The following is a 19,279-nucleotide window of genomic DNA, read 5'->3' on the forward strand; positions in this document are numbered from 1 at the left end:
CCCTTCGGCAGCACGCCGGTGTCAGGCTGAGGCCGGCGGATACAGCGAGCGCGGCAGTTGCGAGGCCGCCGCCGCGTCCAGCAGCCACAGGGTGCGGGAGCGGCCCTGGGCACCGGCCGCCGGTGCCTGGATCTCGCCCGCGCCCGACAGCGCGATCGCCGCGGCCTCCGCCTTGTCCTCGCCGGCCGCGAGCAGCCACACCTCACGGGCCGACCGGATCGCCGGCAGGGTCAGGGTGACCCGGATCGGCGGCGGCTTGGGCGCACCGTGCACACCGACCACCGTGCGCTCGGTCTCCCGTACGGCGGGCAACTCCGGGAAGAGCGACGCCACATGGGTGTCCGGGCCGACGCCCAGCATCAGGACGTCGAAGGTGGGGACGGCACCGTGGTTCTCCGGGCCGGCGGACCGGGCGAGTTCCTCGGCGTAGCCCGCCGCCGCCGCTTCCACGTCGGCGCCGTAGAGACCGTCCGACGCGGGCATGGCGTGCACGCGCTTCGGGTCCAGCGGCACCGCGTCGAGGAGCGCCTCGCGGGCCTGGGTGACATTGCGCTCCGGGTCGCCCTCGGGCAGGAACCGCTCGTCGCCCCACCACAGGTCGAGCCGGCTCCAGTCGATGGCGTCCCGGGCGGGCTGAGCCGCCAGGGCGGCCAGCAGACCGTTGCCGTTGCGACCGCCGGTGAGCACGATCGAGGCGTAGCCGCGCGAGGCCTGAGCGTCCACGATCTTCGTGATCAGCCGGGCCGCGGCGGCCTGGGCCATCAGTTCCTTGTCGCGGTGGACGACGAGTTGGGGAGTGCTCACTGCGGATCAGCCTTCTTGACCGGGGGCATCTTCGCCGGGGTGGGCCGGTCGGCGTCGCCCTGGTCCGAAACGGAAGCCAAGGCCGACGCAGGTGTCGCGTCCGGTACCCCGCGGACCGGCAGGGCCGGTACGGGCTGGTCGGCGGCGGCCTCGGCCCGTTCCGCGGCCGACTGGATGCCGCCCAGCCGGTCCACGCCGAACCGCAGCGCGGACGCATAGGTGTCGTCCGGGTCGAGCCTGCGCAGCTCCTCCGCGAGCAGCTCGGACGTCTCACGGCGCTTGAGCGCCACCGCGCGGTCCGGCTGACCGGGCAGGGCCAGCGTGGCCATCGCCCCGTCGGAGCGGTGCAGCGTGATGGGGCCGCCGGTCGTCTCCAGGCGGACCTGGGTCAGACCGGGCCCCGCGGAGACCGCCCGCCGGACATGCACATGGAGGCGGTCGGCGAGCCACATCGCGAGCAGTTCGACGCTCGGGTTGGACTCCTCGCCCGCCACCTCGACGGAGACGATCTCCGAGGAGACCTGGTCGAGCGCGGCGGCCAGCATCGAACGCCACGGGGTGATGCGGGCCCAGGCGAGGTCGGTGTCGCCCGGTTCGTAGCTCTCGGCGCGGGACCGCAGCTCGTCGACGGGCTTCTCCGCCGCGTAGCTGTCGGTGACCCGGCGCTGGCTCAGGGCGCCCAGCGGGTCGTTCGCCGGGTCGCGCGGCGCGTCCACCGACCACCAGACCACCACAGGCGCGTCCGGCAGCAGCAGCGGCAGCACCACGGACTGGGCGTGGTCGGAGACCTCGCCGTACAGCCTCAGGACGACCGTCTCGCCGGTGCCGGCGTCCGCGCCCACCCGTACCTCGGCGTCGAGGCGGGACTGGGTGCGGCCCCGGGGTGAGCGCGAGACGCGCTTGATGACCACGAGCGTGCGCGAGGGGTGCTCGTGCGAGGCGTCGCCCGCGGCCTTCAGGGCGTCGTAGGCGTTCTCCTCGTCCGTGACGACGACGAGGGTGAGCACCATGCCGACGGCCGGGGTGCCGATGGCGCGGCGGCCCTTGACGAGCGCCTTGTTGATCTTGCTGGCAGTGGTGTCGGTGAGGTCTATCTTCATGGCCGGCGCCAGCTCCGTCCCTCTCGTGCGAGCATTTCGTCAGCCTCGACCGGACCCCACGTCCCGGCCTGGTACTGCGCGGGCTTGCCGTGCTTGTCCCAGTACCGCTCGATCGGGTCGAGGATCTTCCAGGACAGCTCGACCTCCTCGGTGCGCGGGAAGAGGTTCGAGTCGCCCAGGAGGACGTCGAGGATGAGGCGCTCGTACGCCTCCGGGCTGGACTCCGTGAACGACTCGCCGTAGGCGAAGTCCATGGACACGTCCCGGATCTCCATCGAGGTGCCGGGCACCTTGGAGCCGAAGCGGACCGTCACGCCCTCGTCGGGCTGGACCCGGAAGACGATCGCGTTCTGGCCCAGCTCCTCCGTCGCCGTGTGGTCGAAGGGGGAGTGCGGAGCGCGCTGGAAGACCACCGCGATCTCGGTGACCCGGCGGCCGAGCCGCTTGCCGGTACGCAGGTAGAAGGGGACGCCCGCCCAGCGGCGGTTGTCGACCTCGACCTTGATGGCCGCGTAGGTGTCGGTCTTCGACTTGGGGTCGATGCCGTCTTCCTGGAGGTAGCCGACGGCCTTCTCGCCGCCCTGCCAGCCCTCTGCGTACTGCCCGCGGACCGCGCTCTTGCCGAGGTCCTTCGGCAGCCGCACCGCGCCGAGCACCTTCTCCTTCTCCGCCGCCAGCGCGTCCGCGGAGAAGGAGGCGGGCTCCTCCATCGCGGTCAGCGCCATCAACTGGAGCAGGTGGTTCTGGATGACGTCACGGGCGGCGCCGATGCCGTCGTAGTAACCGGCCCGGCCGCCGATGCCGATGTCCTCGGCCATGGTGATCTGCACATGGTCCACGAAGGACCGGTTCCAGATCGGCTCGAACATCGTGTTGGCGAAGCGGAGCGCCAGGATGTTCTGGACGGTCTCCTTGCCGAGGTAGTGGTCGATGCGGAAGACCTGGTCCGCGGCGAAGACCTCGTGGACGATCGCGTTGAGTTCCTCGGCCGACTTCAGATCGTGGCCGAAGGGCTTCTCGATGACCGCGCGTCGCCAGGAACCCCTCTCCTGGTCGGCGAGACCGTGCTTCTTCAACTGCTGGATGACGACCGGGAAGGACCGCGGCGGCACCGACAGATAGAAGGCGAAGTTGCCGCCCGTGCCCTGCGCCTTGTCCAGTTCCTCGATCGTGTCGCGCAGCCGCTCGAACGCGTCGTCGTCGTCGAAGGTGCCCTGGACGAAGCGCATCCCCTGGACGAGCTGCTGCCAGACCTCCTCACGGAACGGCGTACGGGCGTGCTCCTTGACGGCGTCGTGGACCTCCTGCGCGAAGTCCTCGTGGGCCCACTCGCGCCGGGCGAAGCCGACGAGCGAGAAACCCGGTGGCAGCAGACCCCGGTTCGCGAGGTCGTACACGGCGGGCATCAGCTTTTTGCGTGACAAATCGCCTGTGACGCCGAAGATGACCAGGCCCGACGGCCCCGCGATACGCGGGAGCCGTCGGTCGGCGGGGTCACGCAGCGGGTTGCTGCTCGACAAGGTTTCAGCCCTCCGAGGGGGCGAGGCGCGAAAGCTCCGCCTCGGTCGACTTGAGCAGGTCGTTCCAGGCCGCCTCGAACTTCTCGACGCCCTCGTCCTCCAGCAGCTGGACCACGTCGTCGTACGAGATACCGAGCGCCTCCACGGCGGCCAGCTCGGCGCGGGACTGCTCGTACGTGCCGGTGATCGTGTCGCCGGTGATCTGCCCGTGGTCCTCGGTGGCCTCAAGGGTGGCCTCCGGCATGGTGTTCACCGTGTTCGGCGCCACCAGGTCGTCGACGTACAGCGTGTCCTTGTAGGCCTTGTCCTTGACGCCGGTCGAGGCCCACAGCGGACGCTGCTTGTTGGCCTGCGCCTTGTCGAGGGCGGCCCAGCGGTCCGAGGAGAAGACCTCCTGGTACGCCTCGTAGGCGAGCCGCGCGTTGGCGAGACCGGCCTTGCCGCGGGCGGCCTTGGCCTCCTCGGTGCCCAGCGCGTCGATCCGCTTGTCGATCTCGGTGTCCACACGGGACACGAAGAAGGACGCCACGGAGTGGATCTTCGAGAGGTCCAGGCCGCGCTCCTTGGCCTTCTCCAGGCCGGTGATGAACGCGTCCATGACCTCGCGGTAGCGCGCCAGCGAGAAGATCAGCGTGACGTTGACGCTGATGCCCAGGCCGATGGTCTCGGCGATCGCCGGGAGACCCGCCTTGGTCGCCGGGATCTTGATCAGGGTGTTGGGACGGTCCACCAGCCAGGCGAGCTGCTTGGCCTCGGCGACGGTAGCCGTCGTGTTGTGGGCCAGCCGCGGGTCGACCTCGATCGACACACGGCCGTCCTGGCCGCCGGTGGCGTCGAAGACCGGGCGCAGGATGTCGGCGGCGTCACGGACGTCGGCCGTCGTGATCATGCGGATGGCTTCCTCGACGGTCACCTTGCGGGCCGCGAGATCGGCGAGCTGCTGGTCGTAGCCGTCGCCCTGCGAGATCGCCTTCTGGAAGATCGACGGGTTGGTGGTGACGCCCACGACGTGCTGCTGGTCGATCAGTTCGGCGAGGTTGCCGGACGTGATCCGCTTGCGCGACAGGTCGTCCAGCCAGATCGCGACGCCTTCCTCGGAGAGGCGCTTGAGTGCGTCTGTCATGGAAAATGCATCTCCTACGTGTCGTATGTCAGCGTCAGCTCTGGGCGGCGGCGATGGATTCCCGGGCCTTGGCGGCCACATTCTCGGCAGTGAAGCCGAACTCCTGGAAGAGGACCTTGCCGTCGGCGGAAGCCCCGAAGTGCTCCAGTGAAACGATGCGACCGGCGTCCCCGACGAACCGGTACCAGGTCAGACCGATCCCGGCCTCGACCGCGACCCGCGCCTTGACCGACGGCGGCAGCACGCTGTCCCGGTACCCCTGGTCCTGCGCGTCGAACCACTCCACACAGGGCATGGACACGACCCGCGTCGGCACCCCGGAGGCCTCAAGCTGCTCGCGGGCCTCGACGGCCACGTGCACCTCGGAACCGGTACCGATGAGGATCACCTCGGGCGTCCCGGTGGACGCCTCGAACAGGATGTAACCGCCCTTGGCGGTGTCCTCGTTGGCCTCGTACGTCGGCACACCCTGGCGGGTCAGCGCGAACCCGTGCGGGGCGCCCTCGCCGTAGACCTTGGTGTAGCGGCGCAGGACCTCGCGCCAGGCGATCGCGGTCTCGTTCGCGTCCGCAGGGCGTACGACGTTCAGGCCCGGGATCGCGCGCAGCGAGGCGAGGTGCTCGACCGGCTGGTGGGTCGGGCCGTCCTCGCCCAGGCCGACGGAGTCGTGCGTCCACACGTACGTCACCGGCAGGTGCATCAGCGCGGAGAGACGGACCGCGTTGCGCATGTAGTCGGAGAAGACGAGGAACGTGCCGCCGTAGGCGCGGGTGTTGCCGTGCAGGGTGATGCCGTTGAGCTCCGCGGCCATGGAGTGCTCGCGGATACCGAAGTGGATGGTGCGGCCGTAGGGGTTCGCCTCCGGGAGCGGGTTGTCCGCCGGGAGGAACGACGACGTCTTGTCGATCGTCGTGTTGTTCGAGCCCGCGAGGTCGGCCGAGCCGCCCCACAGTTCGGGGATGACCGCGCCGAGCGCCTGGAGCACCTTGCCGGACGCGGCACGGGTGGCGACACCCTTGCCCGCCTCGAACACCGGGAGCTTCTCCTCCCAGCCGGCCGGCAGCTCGCCCGCCGCGATGCGGTCGTACTCGGCCGCGCGCTCCGGGTTGTTGTCGCGCCACTGCTGGTAGGACGTGTGCCACTCGGCCTTGGCGTCGCGACCGCGCTCCAGGGCCTGGCGGGTGTGCTTGAGGACGTCGTCGGAGACGTCGAAGGACTTCTCCGGGTCGAAGCCCAGGACGCGCTTGGTGGCGGCGACCTCGTCGGCGCCCAGCGCCGAGCCGTGCGCGGCCTCGGTGTTCTGCGCGTTCGGCGCGGGCCAGGCGATGATCGAGCGCATCGCGATGAACGACGGCCTGTTCGTCACCTGCTTCGCGGCCTCGATGGCGTTGTAGAGGGCGTGCGGGTCCAGGTCGCCGTCCGGCTTCGGGGCGACGCGCTGGACGTGCCAGCCGTAGGCCTCGTAGCGCTTGACGGTGTCCTCGGAGACGGCCGTCTCGGTGTCGCCCTCGATCGAGATGTGGTTGTCGTCCCACAGCAGGATCAGGTTGCCGAGTTCCTGGTGGCCGGCCAGCGAGGACGCCTCCGCGGAGATGCCCTCCTGGAGGCAGCCGTCACCGGCGATGGCGAAGATGAAGTGGTCGAACGGCGACTCACCCTGGGGGGCGTCCGGGTCGAACAGGCCGCGCTCGTAGCGGGCGGCCATCGCCATGCCCACCGCGTTGGCGACACCCTGGCCCAGCGGCCCGGTGGTCGTCTCCACTCCGGTGGTGTGCCCGTACTCGGGGTGGCCCGGGGTCTTGGAGCCCCAGGTGCGGAAGGCCTCCAGGTCGGCCAGCTCCAGGCCGAAACCGGCCAGGTAGAGCTGCGTGTAGAGGGTCAGGGACGAGTGTCCGGCGGACAGCACGAACCGGTCGCGCCCCACCCAGTCCGCGTCCGCGGGGTCGTGCCGCATCACCTTCTGGAAGAGGGTGTAGGCGGCCGGGGCCAGGCTCATCGCCGTTCCCGGATGGCCGTTGCCGACCTTTTGTACGGCGTCGGCGGCCAGGACGCGGGCGGTGTCAACGGCCCGCTGGTCCAACTCGGTCCAGTCGAGGTCTGTGGTGGTCGGCTTGGTGCTCACCCTGGGTCAGGGCTCCTCTCCACATGTCACGCATGTCGAATACCGGTGCACTTTGCGCCCACCGGCCGATGTCGAGCCTACCCCCGTAAGAACGTGCATTTTTTCGAGTCATTCCAGACTGCCGGGACTCTCGGGGATCCGCCTCCCGACCGGTCCGTTCCGCATTCGGCAACTGAATACGGAGGTGCTCGTTCGAGTGCTCAATGGAGTGGCGATCAGCTCTTCCGGAGGGGCTGCCCAACACGACCCCACCCCCGCGAATGTCCGGGTCTGGGCAACGTCTACAGTGGCGTGGTACGCGCGAGCCTTTACGGGGAGTTCACACCCGGAGGCTTGCTGGGATGTCTCTGTCAGGGGTGTGCGTGACGGCCGTTGAATCCCGTCCAGCGGGGATTGTCGGGGCGAGCCAGAGCCCGGGCCGGCGGCCGATCGGGGCCCGGGTCATGGCGTTCGTGGCGCTGACCAAGCCGCGGATCATCGAGCTGCTGCTGATCACCACCGTTCCGGTGATGTTCCTGGCCCAGCAGGGAGTGCCGGACCTCGGGCTGGTGCTCCTCACCTGTGTCGGCGGCTACCTCTCCGCGGGTGGCGCGAACGCGCTCAACATGTACATCGACCGCGACATCGACGCGCTCATGGACCGCACCTCGCAGCGCCCTCTGGTCACCGGCATGGTCAGCCCCCGCGAGTGCCTCGCCTTCGGCATCACCCTCGCCGTCGTCTCGACCCTCCTCTTCGGCCTGACCGTCAACTGGCTGTCCGCCTGGCTCGCGCTCGGAGCGCTCCTCTTCTATGTCGTCGTTTACACGATGATCCTCAAACGCCGTACCTCGCAGAACATCGTGTGGGGCGGTATCGCCGGCTGTCTCCCGGTGCTCATCGGCTGGTCCGCGGTCAAGGACTCCATGTCCTGGGCGCCGGTCATCCTCTTCCTCGTCATGTTCTTCTGGACGCCGCCGCACTACTGGCCGCTGTCCATGAAGGTCAAGGACGACTACGCGCGCGTGGGCGTGCCGATGCTCCCGGTCGTCGCCTCCAACAAGGTCGTCGCCAAGCAGATCGTGATCTACAGCTGGGTCATGGTCGCGGTCTCGCTGCTGCTGACACCCCTCGGTTACACGGGCTGGTTCTACACCCTGGTCGCACTGCTGGCTGGTGGCTTCTGGCTCTGGGAGGCGCACGGTCTGCAGAACCGGGCCAAGGCCGAGGTGACGGGCGGCAAGCTCAAGGAGATGCGGCTGTTCCACTGGTCGATCACCTATGTGTCGCTCCTGTTCGTGGCGATCGCGGTGGACCCCTTCCTGCGATAGCCCCTTGTACGGCCCGACGGGCGGGGTGCGTGGTCAAGGCCACGCACCCCGCCCGTCGCCGTTCGATCTACCCGTCGGTAGCATCCTGGTCATGGCAGACACTCAGCAGGTTGACGCGAAGGCCGAGCGCCAGGTGGCCCGCCTCGTCAAGCAGATCGGCACCTTCTCCAAGGCGCACGGCGGGGCCGAGGGCCAGGTCGCGTACATCGGGGAGCGCGGTGCCCGCATCGTCCTCGTCGGCGAGGACGGCGGCTGGGGCGACCTGGTGGCCACCTCCTACGAGATCGCCCAGCAGGCCGTGGAGAAGTCCGGGATCACCGTCCACGAGGACTTCGACGGCGAGTTCGCGGCCAAGGTGACGACGGGCCCGTACGAGTGGAAGCGCATGGCGGGTATCCAGGTCGGCGGCCCGCGCAACGGCTGACGGGAGGGGCGCTCGCTCACACGGGGTGTGTGCGAGCAACACCTGACACCCGGTTCACCCGTTAGGACCTCAGGAAGGCACGGTCCAGCCACGGGGAGCCCGGATGATCGAAACGCCGTCCCTCGTGGACCAGTACTGCCACGGCGTACTGAGAACGGAGCTGGGCCTCGGCACCTTCGAGGCCCAACTCGCCCGCACCGAGGGCCCGCCCGCACCCGGCACCACCCTGTTCGACACTCAGACCGGATTCGCCGTACGCCGATGGTGCCCGCCCCTGCTAGGTCTGGAGCCGCACTGTCCGCCCGCCCGCTATCTCGCCCGGCGCCGTGAACTCGGCGTACTGGAAGCGGGCCGCCGGCTGCTGCGCGGCAGTGGCATCACGACGTATCTGATCGACACGGGTCTGCCCGGCGACCTCACCGGACCGGCCGAGATGGCGACGGCCGGCCGGGCGGACGCGCGGGAGATCGTCCGTCTCGAACTCCTCGCCGAACAGGTCGCCGACACCTCCGGCACCGTCGAGTCCTTCCTCGCCAACCTCGCCGAGTCGGTGCACGGCGCGGCGGGCAGCGCCGTCGCCTTCACCTCCGTCGCGGGCGTACGGCACGGTCTCGCGCTCGCGCCCGAACCGCCCGGCCCCGGTGAGGTGAGGGGCGCGGCCGGGCGCTGGCTGGCGGGTCGGCGGGTGGGCGGACCGCTCAGCGATCCAGTGCTCCTACGACACCTGCTGTGGATCGCCGTGGCCTCCGGACTGCCCCTCCAACTGCACGCGGGACTCGGCGAACCGGGCCTGCGCATCGACCGCACCGACCCCGTCCTGCTCACCGACTTCGTGCGTGCCACGGCCGGGCTCGGCACGGACCTGGTGCTGCTGCACAGCTACCCGTACCACCGGCACGCGGCCCATCTCGCGGGCGTCTTCCCACACGTCTACGCCGACTCGGGCGCCGCGCTGGTGCGCACCGGCGCCCGCGCCGCGACCGTGCTCGCCGAGATCCTGGAGCTGGCCCCCTTCGGCAAGATCCTCTTCTCCAGCGGGGCCCACGGGCTGCCCGAACTGCACGTCGTGGGCGCCCGGTTGTTCCGCGAGGCGCTCGGGCGGGTGCTCGGCAACTGGGTCGCAGAGGGAGCCTGGTCACTGGCCGACGCACAGCGGGTCGCGGGACTGATCGCGGTCGGCAACGCAAACAGGGTGTACGGGCTGGAGTGAGCTGTACAGACTGGACCAATGCCGACCGACGCCTTGCTCGACCGCTTCCTGAACGAACTGGCCCCCCTTGAGCCCGTTGCCGTGTGGGCCCACGGTTCGCTCGCCGGGGGCGACTATCAGGAGGGGCGCAGCGACCTTGACCTGATAGCCATCCTGGACCATCCCCTCAAGCCGAGCACCGCCCGACGGCTCGTCGCCCTGCACCGCGGGCTGCGCACCGATCCCCTCGCCGTGCGGCTGCACTGCAGCTACCTCGCCCCCGGTACGCAGGACGCCCCGAACCAGAGCCACCTGACCTGGGCGCACGACCACGTCATGCGCCGACCGGTCACCCCCGTCACCCGGCGTGAACTGCACGTCTTCGGGCGGGTGTTGCAGGGCGGCTCCCCGAAGGACCTGCTGCCGGCCGTCACCGACCAGGAGCTGGCCGAGTTCGTCGTACGCGACCAGCGGGAGTTCTGGCGGCCGTGCGTCGACAAGCCGCAGCTGTGGCGTGAGGACGGTTGGGTCGGCGTGGGCCTGACCACGTTCGCCCGGGCGACCGTGACCTTGCGGGACGGCCGACTGATCACCAAGCGCGAGGCACTCGACCTGCTGCCCGCCCTCGGCGCCCCCGTGGAGGTCGTCGAGGACGTCGTACGACGGCGTTACGACGATCCGGTACCGTCCTCCGACGCGGCGTGGCTGGACCGCCGGGGCGAGCTGACCCGGGCCTATCTCGGCCCGGCGATCGACGAGTTGGTCACCCGCTACGGATGAGTGATCCGTCGAGAGTGGTGCTTCACGCGCGCGTGGGCACCGACTGCTCGGCAGAGGGTCCCGGCAGATCCGCGAGGACGTCGGGCCGCTCGCGCAGCGACAGCAGCACCCGCAGCACCCCGATCCACACCAGGCAGGAGCCGAGCATGTGGAGGCCTACCAGGGCCTCGGGGAGGTTCGTGAAGTACTGGACGTAACCGATGACGCCCTGGGAGAGCAGGATCAGGAAGAGATCGCGGGTCCGGGCCAGGGGGCCGGGCGGGGCGTCGACCGCCTTGAGGACGAACCACAGGGCGAACGTCAGCGTGACCACGATCCAGGCGAGCACCGCGTGCAGCTTGGCGACCGTCTCCCAGTCGATCGGGATCCGCTCGACCTCCTTGGAGTCGCCCGCGTGCGGGCCCGCGCCGGTCACCACCGTGCCGACCGCGATCAGCAGCACGGAGGCGGTGACCAGGAACCACACCAGCTGCTGCACGGCCTTGCCGACCAGCGGCTTGGGTTCCGTGTCGCCCTCCCGGCTGCGCTGCCACATCAGCGTGGCGACCGCGATCAGCCCGGTGGAGAGCAGGAAGTGGGCCGCGACCGTGTACGGGTTGAGGCCGACCAGCACCACGATCCCGCCGAGGATCGCGTTGCTCATCACGATCCAGAACTGCGCCCAGCCCAGCCGGGTAAGAGAGCGCCGGTACGGCTTCTCCGAGCGCGCGGCGATGATCGCCCAGCCGACGGCAGCGCACAGCACGTACGTCAGCATGCGGTTGCCGAACTCGATGTAGCTGTGGAAGCCCGTCTCAGCGGTCGCGGTCAGCGACTGGTCGGTGCACTTGGGCCAGGTCGGGCAGCCGAGCCCCGATCCCGTCAGCCGCACGGCACCGCCGGTCACCACGATGACCACCGACATGACGAGCGCGGCGAGAGCCGCCCGCCGGACCGTCCGGGGATCCGGGGTCCAGCGCGCGGCGATGAAGGCGAGGGGGTTGCGCGCGGCGGCTACGACGTCGGCGCGGGTCACGTTTGGCACGGGGACCATCGTAGGGGGGTGCTTGTGCACGAATTCACTTGGGTGGGCGGATGCCGGGTGAGTCGTGCCTCACCGCGTCGGCGGGTGGCGCGACGCGGTGAGCGATCACGAGGGCGTCGGTCGGGGCACCGGGGACACCGCGCCAGGCAGTCGGACCTCGTCCCACAAGGCGGCGCTGATGTGCTGCGCGCGTGAGCGGAAGGAGGCGGCCTGGAGGGGATCGTGAGTGCAGGCGGCGAGCCGTTCGTAGACGGCGACGAGAGACGGGTGGCCTTCGCCGAGGCGGGTTCGGAAGATGCCCTCCGCTTCCCTGAGTACCGTTTCGGCCTGAGGCCTCCTGCCTGCGGTGATCAGGACAGGTCCGAGACGGGACAGCGTCTTGGCTCGGTAGTGGTAGTCGGACCCGTAACGCTGGATGTAAATGGTCTCGGCTTCACGCAGTGTGGTCAGCGCTTCCTGTGTACGGCCTTGAGCGTGCTGCAACGAGCCCAGTTTGTTGAGGCACGCGGCATATTTGTGGGCTTCGTCCCTGCGGCGTTGACGGTGCATCGCAAGCACAGGGTGCAGCAGCTCCTCGGCCGACCTCAGCTTGGCCCGTGCCGCACGGTTCAGCTCTCGCCGAAACATCGGACGCAGGGTCGCGTGGGCGTGGAGAAGTAGTTTCTCCCCCTGGCGGCGGCGTATGTCGGCCAGGAACTTGGCGACCTGCGAGGTCTCGAAGTCCTCTCGGCCGCGGAATGCGCGGAACACTTCGAGCGCTCCGTCCAACTCCCGCTCGGCGGTGGCCAGATCGCCCAGATCCTGGGCGACGATCCCCACGTCGCGCCTCAGCATCGCCCGGAACACCGTCTGATCGGCCGGTTCGTTGCTCCCACAGTCGGGTATACGGGTGGCGGCGCGTGCGTACGCGTCCAGCGCCGCCGACAGTCGTCCGGCGTTGCGATGGATCATCCCCACCTCCTGCTCGGCAACCGCCCACTCCAGACTCGCCCAGGCCGCCCCCTGCAACTCGTAGATCTTCACCGCTTCCATGGCGGTCTCCAGAGCTTCGTCGAAGCGGATGCGCTCGCGCAGGATGCCGCCGAACTGGCGTCGGCACTGGGCTTCGAGCTCCAGGAACACGGGGTCGCCGGCATGTTCCCGGCACGGGCCGAGCGCCTTGCGGCATTCGGACTCCGCCTTGTCCAGATCGGTCAGCAGATAGTGCTGCCGGGCTACGAAGAAAAGTGCGGTGGCGCGTCCGAGGGGGTCCGGGTCGGGAGACAGCTCGCGCAGTTGTGCTTCCCGCTCGAAGAAGGCCAGTGCACGCACCCAGCTACAGCGCTGTTCCTGGTATACGCCCAACCGGTGGAGCAGCCGGACCAGCGCGCCGGGGTCTTTCGCCGCGCCGTACTCGCCATCGCTGTCGACGGCCCAGACGGCCTCCGTGATCACGGTGTCCGCGTGCGGCATCAGCCGCTCGCAGTCGTACCGTGTGACCAGTAGTTCGGGGGAGGAAGGGAAAGCCGCCTCGACCAGGCGGACGGCGGCCTGTGACCATTCGAGCCGGGCTCGCTCGTCCATCCTGCTGCGGATGAATTGACGTACCCGCGGATGGATGCCGTATGTCTCATGCCCCGTGCGGTGGTCACCGCTGCGTGTGAGCAGGGAGTGGTCGACGAGCCTGAGGACCATGCGGTTGAAGAGGCGCTCGTTCTCCATGACCCGCCTCAACCGGGCGGGCAGCATCGGGCGGTGCTCGAAGAGCGTCGGGCGTGGTACGTCCTCGGGTGCGAGGAAGGAGCACAGGCGCAGGAGGTCCTCGGCCTCCGGAGCGGTCTGGGTGATCCGTTCGATCGCCATGAGCAGGGTCTCGAAGCCGCTTTCGGTCCGGTGTTCGGGGAGCAGGCTGAGATACTCCCCCACGGTGATTTCCTCCCGGTCGATATAGGCTCCCGCGGTCTCCAGATCCAGCGGAACCCATCCCAACTGCCTTCCCAACAGCGTCAGTTCCTCACTGTCGCTGTCCGTGGCGTCGATCCGCAGCCGTAGGAACTCCAGTCCGTCGGTGGGACCGAGCCCCTGGAGTTCGATCGGACTCGCGCACAACGGTGTCCAGCCCCCACGGAGTTGAGTGGTGATCAGGATCTCGCCATCGCCGTCGGGCGGAAGGAACGGCATCAGTTCCTGGGTGCCGTCGCCGTGTGCGCCAGGTCGGTCGCTTTCCCGCTGCACGTTGTCGTAGACGAGCAGCCAGCCCGGATTGTCCCGCAGCCAGCCCCACAGCCCGGACAGCACCACATTCTCGCTCTCGTGGCCCGGCACCCGCACAGAGGCCGCGAGTTCCAGCAGCATCACCCGCAGCCGCTCAGGGCTGGATGCGGGCAGCCACCAGGTCAGCGTGTGCGCGGAGAGCTGCTGTCGGGCGTAGGCGACCGCCAGCTGGGTCTTGCCCACTCCGCCCGTGCCGTGGACCACGCAGGAGCGAATCCCCGGCGTATCGTCCGAGGGTGCCAACAGCGTCTCGATCTGCTTCAGTTCTCCCGTCCGTCCTGTGAAGTACCGGGAAAGAGTAGGCAGGTTGGGCGGCGGCACATAGGGAAGGTCGGGTAACTCCGGTGACCGGCCGCGTCGTACGAGGGAGTGCCGGGTGACGAAGGCCGAGGCGCCACCGAGCAGACCGGTCACCGTGACGACTGCCCAGAACACGGGGCCCTGGGTGTGGTCCGCCATGATCGGCAGGACGACGGCGCCCGAACCTGTCGCGGTGTAGAGGGCGGCGAGCAGCTGCCTGCTCCGGATCGTGCGTTGTCGGTTGGTCCTGGATACGGTCATGGTGACGCCCCCGTCCCGCAATTCCCGCCCACCGTGCGACTGTTCGAATAGGTCGCGCACAGTATCGTGGATTCACCCATTGTCGCGGCGACGACCCTGGTCTTCCATATACGTGCACCGGAATGTGTGGCTACTATCCGCGCTTCCTGGATTCAGCATTCGGAGGCGGCGTGGACGGACGAGAATGCGATCGGCCGCCCGATGATCGGTTGCATGTCGGGCTGGTCCACTGGGCGTTTCCGCCCTGTGTGGGCGGTGTGGAGACGCATCTCTGGGACTACTCGCGACTGCTCGCGGCCCGTGGGATCGACGTGACTGTCTTCACCGGGACGCCAGAGGCCGTCGTTCCGCTTCAACCGGGAGTCACCGTCAGATACCACTCGGATCTGGACCTCTCGCCGTACAGTCGGCGCCCCGTCGGCGAGCCGCCGTTGTCGACGTGGTTCAGGAAGTGGCTCCGGGCGGACGTGGCGGCGGGCAGAAGCGGCATCAGGCTGGTGCATGGTCACAATCTGCATCATTTCTCCGACCGTCCGGCGCGCACACTCAACGAACTCCGGGACGAACTCGGCCTGCGGCTTGTGCACACGTATCACAGCGTCTGGCACGGGGAGTCGAGGAATCCGGCTGCCGATGCGTGCCGTGGCTGGGACCGCCACTTCGCGGTCTCCGAGTTCCTGAGTGCCTCCTGCGCCAGTGAGTTGTGTGTGGGCGCGGAACGTAGATATCTGGGCATCAACGTGGCCGCGTACCGGGACGTGCCGGTGTCCGGCGGCGGCCAGCAACCCGGTCTAGTCCTGCTGCCCGCACGGCTCATTCCCGACAAGGGGGCCGAGCTGGCGATCCGGGCCATGCACCAGATCATCGGGCACGAGATGAGCCAGGTACGTCCGCAACTCGTACTTATGGACACACAGAAAACCGTTGACTTCCGCGGCGAAAGGAAAGGGTTCCGCGAAATGTTGGAGGAAGAGATCGACAGGCTGAGGATCCGACCCTACGTGGAATTCGTCGAAGCCGGAGCCCAGCAGATGCGGAACCTTTACGAGGCCGCTTCGGTCGTCATCTATCCCTCGGTCTTCGCCGAACCCATGGGGCTGGCGCCGCTTGAGGCGATGTGCGCCGCCCGGCCCGTCGTGGTGACCCGCATAGGAGGGCTCGAGGAAGGGGTTGTGGACGACGGGGAGATCGGCTATTTGGTCCCGGACCGTAACGTGGACAAACTGGCCGACCGTATCGCACTGCTTCTGGATAGCCCTGAGCTCGCACGCAACGTGGGGCTACGGGCTCGGCGACACTCTCTCGACCACTTCGATCTCGAGCACTACGCGGGTCCGATGATCAATGAATACATGCGTCAGCTCGACGACGGCGACTGCGGAACGTCCCCACTGTAGGCGAGGTTGGTAATTGCGGCCATTCTCTCAGTGAGGCGCAGCCGGAAGATAGACGTCAGAATTCCCAGCCATGCTCCAGTGCATCCAATTGCTGCGAGAACTTCGACGATGACAGAGAATTCGCCGATCCATATCAGATCGACGGTGATGAAGGAGATGGGAAACAGGCATGAGGTCAGGACATTGATCTCTGCCTCGATGTTATCCACGGCGAGGGCGGGTGATTCCACACGCAGTCGGCGTTTGCAGTATTCGAAGGCGAGGAGTCCGCGATTCTCCCGGTGACCACCGCCGTACGGCGCGTCCTCCTCCTGTATTCCGGGAAGGGGGTTCCCGAGGTAGTAGGCGAGTTGTGGATGGCTGCGAAGACAGTTGTCGAGGGATCGTTGTCCGCAGACGATCTCAAGGCGTCTGCGCAGCTCAGGGGCGGCGAGTGGGGCGTACCGAGGGAGCTTCTCCAGCAGCCCGATCAGCCAGAAGGACAGTTCACGGAACATGTAGCCGGCGATGAAGCTGATGGCAAGGAAGTTCAGGCCGAGGACGACCGCTATCGGCGTGGAGAGATCCTTGGTCTCGGCGAGCACGAAACTCCATATGTGCTGTGGGTGTTGCAGATGCAGGAGCGCGATTGTGGCCGCGGTGACGAGGCAGAGTCCGGGAGCGAGCACACTGGCCGCGAGAACGGCCGAATAGAAGCTGAATTTCGATGTCAGGGTAGAGGCGGTTTCCGGTCCCATAGGCTCATACGCCTCCCGAGTCGTGGCTCCAACCAGCGGGCAGCCCACTTGCCGTGACCTCGCCCGAGGCACTCACCTCGACGTTCAGCCGGTGTCCGGCCAGTCGCATTCCGTCCACCCGTAGCGGGCCCAACGGAGCGGGCCGTATCCGCAGGACCTGGTGCCGGGCGTCCGGATAGAGACCGAGAAGGGCCGACAGGACTGCTACGCCCGACGCCGCGGACCAGCCCTGGGGACGGCAGGCGGCCGGATAGGCCAACGGGGCCGGTGAGTCCTCCGTGCGGGCGTCCCCGCCGTAGAGCTCGGGCATGCGGTACGCGAAGTGGGCCGCCGCGTCCAGCAGTCCTTCTGTCAGCACGGACGCCGCTTCGTGGCAGCCCGCGGCGCACAGCCCCTGGATGGCTATGGCCGTGTCGTGGGTCCAGACCGAACCGCCGTGGTAGCTCATCGGGTTGAAGCCGGGCAGGGCAGCGGAACGGCTGCGTAGCCCCCAGCCTGAATTCAGTTCGGGGGAGGCCAGCCAGGCGGCCACATCGCGGCAGCCGTCCAGGTCCAGGATGCCGGTGGAGAGTAACTGGCCCATGTTCGACGCCGGTCCGCTGACCGGCGTGAGACCGCGGCCCACCGCTATCGCCACATAACGTGGCGCCGCGCCATGCGGGGATGGCAGCCAGAACGCGTCCGCGAAGCGCTTGCGCAGCGATGCCGCCCAGGCGTGCAGACGCTCCGCCGGCTCGACGCGCCCACGGGCCGCCAGCAGGGCAGCCAGACCGGCGGCCGCCTGGTAGGCGTAACCCTGGACCTCGCACAAGGCCAGCGGCGGCTCGATCCGGCGCCCCAGCGCGTCGCGTACGGCGTCCTCGCTGTCCTTCCACGACTGATGGCGCAGGCCACCGGGGCGCGGGTAGTAGCGCAGCAGGCCGTCCTCGTCCTCCGTGCTCGTCTCGACGACCCACTCCATGGCCCGCTGCGCATACGGCAGCAGCGCGTCCACGTCCGCGTCCGGCAGACCCCAGTTCCAGGCTTCCACCAGCAGGATCACGAACAGTGGGGTCGCGTCGACCGAACCGTAGTAGTGAGACGGTAGACGCAGGCCGTGGCCGTGCTCGGCGGTGGCCGGGCGCAGCTCGTGCAGGATGCGCCCCGGTGCCTCGTCCCGGAACACGTCGTGTGCCGTGCCCTGGCGGCGGGCCAGCGCCCACAGCGTGCCGCGGGCCAGGTCCGTGCCGAGCGGCAGCATCATCCGCGCCGACCAGATCGAGTCCCGGCCGAAGAGGGTCAGGTACCAGGGGCAGCCGGCCGCGATGAACTGGTCCTCGGGACTCCCCGGACCGATGCGCTCCGGGTCCGCGAGGCGTAGCGCGCGAAGGTCGTCGAGCCCTCTCCGGACCAGCGCGATCAGACGGCGATCGCCGCGCACATCGGGCTCGTCCCAGGGGGCCGCAGAAGTCGGGGCGCCCGGGTGAGCAGGAGGCGAGGGCACCGCACCACCTGCGACGGATACTCGGATGCGTCTGCTCTCGCCGGGACGAAGCAGCATCCGCGGCCAAGTGAACGTACCGCCCTCCGGGCCGTCGGTGACCTCCGGCGCCGAACGGTCACCGACTGCCCGAACCTCGGCCCTGCCTGTGTGGGAACGCCAGTCGAGACCGGCTGGATCGGTCACGGCAGTGCACGGCACGGGGCGCCCGGCGCGGCCTCGTTTGACGTCGGCGATGCCCACCAGGTCGGTCGCCAGGGCGAGTTCGACATGTAATCGACGCAGGACGGTGCCGACATTGCGCAACAGGATGTCCTCGCCTCCGCCCGCCGTGCGCACCCGCTCGACGATCAGGGTGGGGTCGTCGGTGTGGTCCTGGGGATAACGGTGGACGGAGGTGAACCGCACCTGATCGGGACCCAGCGGCTGCACTCCGATCGGCTCGGGTTCGCGCCCGTCGATCAGCAGACAGGCGGTGTGCAGAAGTCTGCGATCGTGGCCGTAGAACCCCTCGGCGCGCAGACCCCGCAGTTGTCCGTCCCGTGGTGATGCGACGAACGCCGGGGCCGCGAGGCAGATCACGACGTCGTGCAGCAGCGGTTGGAGCTCACGCGCACCTGAGGAATCCGTGGACTCGAACACGGAGTCTCTTTGCCCGCTGCGCGTGAACATCACTCACCCGGCACGCCAATACCGGCCGGTGACCAATGAGGCAGTCATTCCCAGCGGAAGAACGTCCCCGCCGCCCCCAGCCCCACGACCGCCCAAGCCCCCAGAATCCCCAGGTCTCCCCACGGCATCCCGGCCCCGTGCTGCAGCACGTCCCGCAGCCCGTCGGAGAGTGCCGAGATCGGTAGCAGGCCCAGCACGTCCTGCACCCCCGACGGGTACTTGTCCATCGGCGCGATCACGCCGCCGCCGACCAGCAGCAGCAGGAACACCAGGTTCGCGGCGGCGAGCGTCGCCTCCGCCTTCAGGGTGCCCGCCATCAGGAGGCCGAGGCCGGAGAAGGCCGCCGTGCCGAGGATCAGGAGGAGCAGGACGGCGAGGGGGTTGCCGTGCGGTGACCAGCCCAGGGCGAAGGCGATCGCCGTCAGCAGGATGACCTGGAGGATCTCCGTCACCAGGACAGACGCGGTCTTCGCCGTCATCAGGCCCCAGCGGGGGAGCGGGGAGGACGCGAGGCGCTTGAGGACGCCGTAGCGGCGCTCGAAGCCGGTCGCGATGGCCTGGCCCGTGAACGCCGTCGACATCACGGCGAGGGCGAGGATGCCGGGGGCGAGGAAGTCGACGGACTTGCCCTTGCCGGTGTCGACGATGTCCACCGAGCTGAACAGGACCAGCAGGAGGGTCGGGATGACCACCGTGAGGAGAAGCTGCTCGCCGTTGCGCAGGAGCATCTTCGTTTCGAGGATCGCCTGCGCCGCGATCATGCGGGGGAGGGGCGCCGCCCCC

15 protein-coding genes are annotated in these 19,279 nt (G+C 68.8%); 5 read left to right on the plus strand and 10 right to left on the minus strand.

Annotation, left to right across the window (positions count from 1 at the left end; all coding sequences use genetic code 11):
* Positions 1-21 precede the first annotated feature (21 nt).
* From pgl to tkt, 5 genes are read right to left on the minus strand one after another with little or no spacing between them, the layout of a single operon-like run.
* Positions 22-804 (minus strand): 6-phosphogluconolactonase, encoded by a 783-nt coding sequence (pgl, locus tag AB0M63_RS30615; protein WP_355912960.1) that lies wholly within the window; start codon positions 802-804, stop codon positions 22-24.
* On the minus strand, positions 801-1,904 hold the full coding sequence (gene opcA / locus AB0M63_RS30620; protein WP_355912957.1) for a glucose-6-phosphate dehydrogenase assembly protein OpcA: 1,104 nt from the start codon (positions 1,902-1,904) through the stop codon (positions 801-803). Before opcA ends, pgl begins: the two co-directional genes overlap by 4 nt.
* The gene (gene zwf, locus AB0M63_RS30625; protein WP_355912954.1) at positions 1,901-3,424 is read right to left on the minus strand and encodes a glucose-6-phosphate dehydrogenase; all 1,524 of its coding nucleotides are present in this window, start codon (positions 3,422-3,424) and stop codon (positions 1,901-1,903) included. Before zwf ends, opcA begins: the two co-directional genes overlap by 4 nt.
* A gap of 4 nt (positions 3,425-3,428) precedes the next feature.
* Positions 3,429-4,547, minus strand: a complete 1,119-nt coding sequence (gene tal / locus AB0M63_RS30630) for a transaldolase (RefSeq protein ID WP_355912951.1) — start codon at positions 4,545-4,547, stop codon at positions 3,429-3,431.
* 34 nt (positions 4,548-4,581) lie between these two features.
* Positions 4,582-6,669: a transketolase gene (gene tkt / locus AB0M63_RS30635; protein WP_355912948.1), complete on the minus strand. Its 2,088-nt coding sequence runs from the start codon at positions 6,667-6,669 to the stop codon at positions 4,582-4,584.
* A 341-nt stretch (positions 6,670-7,010) separates the two neighbouring features.
* Here tkt and AB0M63_RS30640 point away from each other — a divergent pair, with 341 nt between their 5' ends.
* The 4 genes from AB0M63_RS30640 to AB0M63_RS30655 all read left to right on the plus strand — a co-directional run bounded on the left by AB0M63_RS30640 (position 7,011) and on the right by AB0M63_RS30655 (position 10,372).
* Positions 7,011-7,979 (plus strand): heme o synthase, encoded by a 969-nt coding sequence (locus AB0M63_RS30640; RefSeq protein WP_355912945.1) that lies wholly within the window; start codon positions 7,011-7,013, stop codon positions 7,977-7,979.
* Positions 7,980-8,070: 91 nt separating this feature from the next.
* Positions 8,071-8,403: a hypothetical protein gene (locus AB0M63_RS30645; RefSeq protein ID WP_355912942.1), complete on the plus strand. Its 333-nt coding sequence runs from the start codon at positions 8,071-8,073 to the stop codon at positions 8,401-8,403.
* Positions 8,404-8,506: 103 nt separating this feature from the next.
* Complete coding sequence (locus AB0M63_RS30650; protein WP_366021702.1) at positions 8,507-9,613, plus strand: amidohydrolase family protein; 1,107 nt, start codon at positions 8,507-8,509, stop codon at positions 9,611-9,613.
* Positions 9,614-9,631: 18 nt separating this feature from the next.
* The gene (locus AB0M63_RS30655) at positions 9,632-10,372 is read left to right on the plus strand and encodes a nucleotidyltransferase domain-containing protein (RefSeq protein ID WP_355912936.1); all 741 of its coding nucleotides are present in this window, start codon (positions 9,632-9,634) and stop codon (positions 10,370-10,372) included.
* 22 nt (positions 10,373-10,394) lie between these two features.
* Here AB0M63_RS30655 and AB0M63_RS30660 read toward each other — a convergent pair whose 3' ends face one another.
* The gene (locus AB0M63_RS30660) at positions 10,395-11,405 is read right to left on the minus strand and encodes a COX15/CtaA family protein (protein ID WP_366021703.1); all 1,011 of its coding nucleotides are present in this window, start codon (positions 11,403-11,405) and stop codon (positions 10,395-10,397) included.
* Between the two features lie 96 nt (positions 11,406-11,501).
* The gene (locus AB0M63_RS30665) at positions 11,502-14,210 is read right to left on the minus strand and encodes a tetratricopeptide repeat protein (RefSeq protein ID WP_366021704.1); all 2,709 of its coding nucleotides are present in this window, start codon (positions 14,208-14,210) and stop codon (positions 11,502-11,504) included.
* Between the two features lie 257 nt (positions 14,211-14,467).
* Between AB0M63_RS30665 and AB0M63_RS30670 the strand changes: the two genes are divergently transcribed.
* Positions 14,468-15,607 (plus strand): glycosyltransferase family 4 protein, encoded by a 1,140-nt coding sequence (locus tag AB0M63_RS30670; RefSeq protein ID WP_366021705.1) that lies wholly within the window; start codon positions 14,468-14,470, stop codon positions 15,605-15,607.
* Here AB0M63_RS30670 and AB0M63_RS30675 read toward each other — a convergent pair.
* The 3 genes from AB0M63_RS30675 to AB0M63_RS30685 all read right to left on the minus strand — a co-directional run bounded on the left by AB0M63_RS30675 (position 15,568) and on the right by AB0M63_RS30685 (position 19,257).
* Positions 15,568-16,344, minus strand: coding sequence for a hypothetical protein (locus tag AB0M63_RS30675; RefSeq protein ID WP_366021706.1), 777 nt, complete (start codon positions 16,342-16,344; stop codon positions 15,568-15,570). The two genes, AB0M63_RS30670 and AB0M63_RS30675, sit on opposite strands and share 40 nt — an antisense overlap.
* 4 nt (positions 16,345-16,348) lie before the next feature.
* Complete coding sequence (locus tag AB0M63_RS30680) at positions 16,349-18,466, minus strand: glycogen debranching N-terminal domain-containing protein (protein WP_366021707.1); 2,118 nt, start codon at positions 18,464-18,466, stop codon at positions 16,349-16,351.
* A 74-nt stretch (positions 18,467-18,540) separates the two neighbouring features.
* Positions 18,541-19,257, minus strand: a complete 717-nt coding sequence (locus AB0M63_RS30685) for an ABC transporter permease (protein WP_366021808.1) — start codon at positions 19,255-19,257, stop codon at positions 18,541-18,543.
* Positions 19,258-19,279 lie beyond the last annotated feature (22 nt).

It is taken from the genome of Streptomyces sp. NPDC051576, from assembly GCF_040681835.1.
In the GTDB taxonomy this organism is placed as follows: domain Bacteria; phylum Actinomycetota; class Actinomycetes; order Streptomycetales; family Streptomycetaceae; genus Streptomyces.

What these genes read in the sequence shown, in the direction of transcription:
- opcA (WP_355912957.1), bottom strand. Translation starts at nt 1,904, where the DNA reads ATGAAGATAGACCTCACCGACACCACTGCCAGCAAGATCAACAAGGCG.
- tal (WP_355912951.1), bottom strand. Translation starts at nt 4,547, where the DNA reads ATGACAGACGCACTCAAGCGCCTCTCCGAGGAAGGCGTCGCGATCTGG.
- AB0M63_RS30640 (WP_355912945.1), top strand. Translation starts at nt 7,011, where the DNA reads ATGTCTCTGTCAGGGGTGTGCGTGACGGCCGTTGAATCCCGTCCAGCG.
- AB0M63_RS30645 (WP_355912942.1), top strand. Translation starts at nt 8,071, where the DNA reads ATGGCAGACACTCAGCAGGTTGACGCGAAGGCCGAGCGCCAGGTGGCC.
- AB0M63_RS30650 (WP_366021702.1), top strand. Translation starts at nt 8,507, where the DNA reads ATGATCGAAACGCCGTCCCTCGTGGACCAGTACTGCCACGGCGTACTG.
- AB0M63_RS30655 (WP_355912936.1), top strand. Translation starts at nt 9,632, where the DNA reads ATGCCGACCGACGCCTTGCTCGACCGCTTCCTGAACGAACTGGCCCCC.
- AB0M63_RS30660 (WP_366021703.1), bottom strand. Translation starts at nt 11,405, where the DNA reads ATGGTCCCCGTGCCAAACGTGACCCGCGCCGACGTCGTAGCCGCCGCG.
- AB0M63_RS30665 (WP_366021704.1), bottom strand. Translation starts at nt 14,210, where the DNA reads ATGACCGTATCCAGGACCAACCGACAACGCACGATCCGGAGCAGGCAG.
- AB0M63_RS30675 (WP_366021706.1), bottom strand. Translation starts at nt 16,344, where the DNA reads ATGGGACCGGAAACCGCCTCTACCCTGACATCGAAATTCAGCTTCTAT.
- AB0M63_RS30685 (WP_366021808.1), bottom strand. Translation starts at nt 19,257, where the DNA reads ATGATCGCGGCGCAGGCGATCCTCGAAACGAAGATGCTCCTGCGCAAC.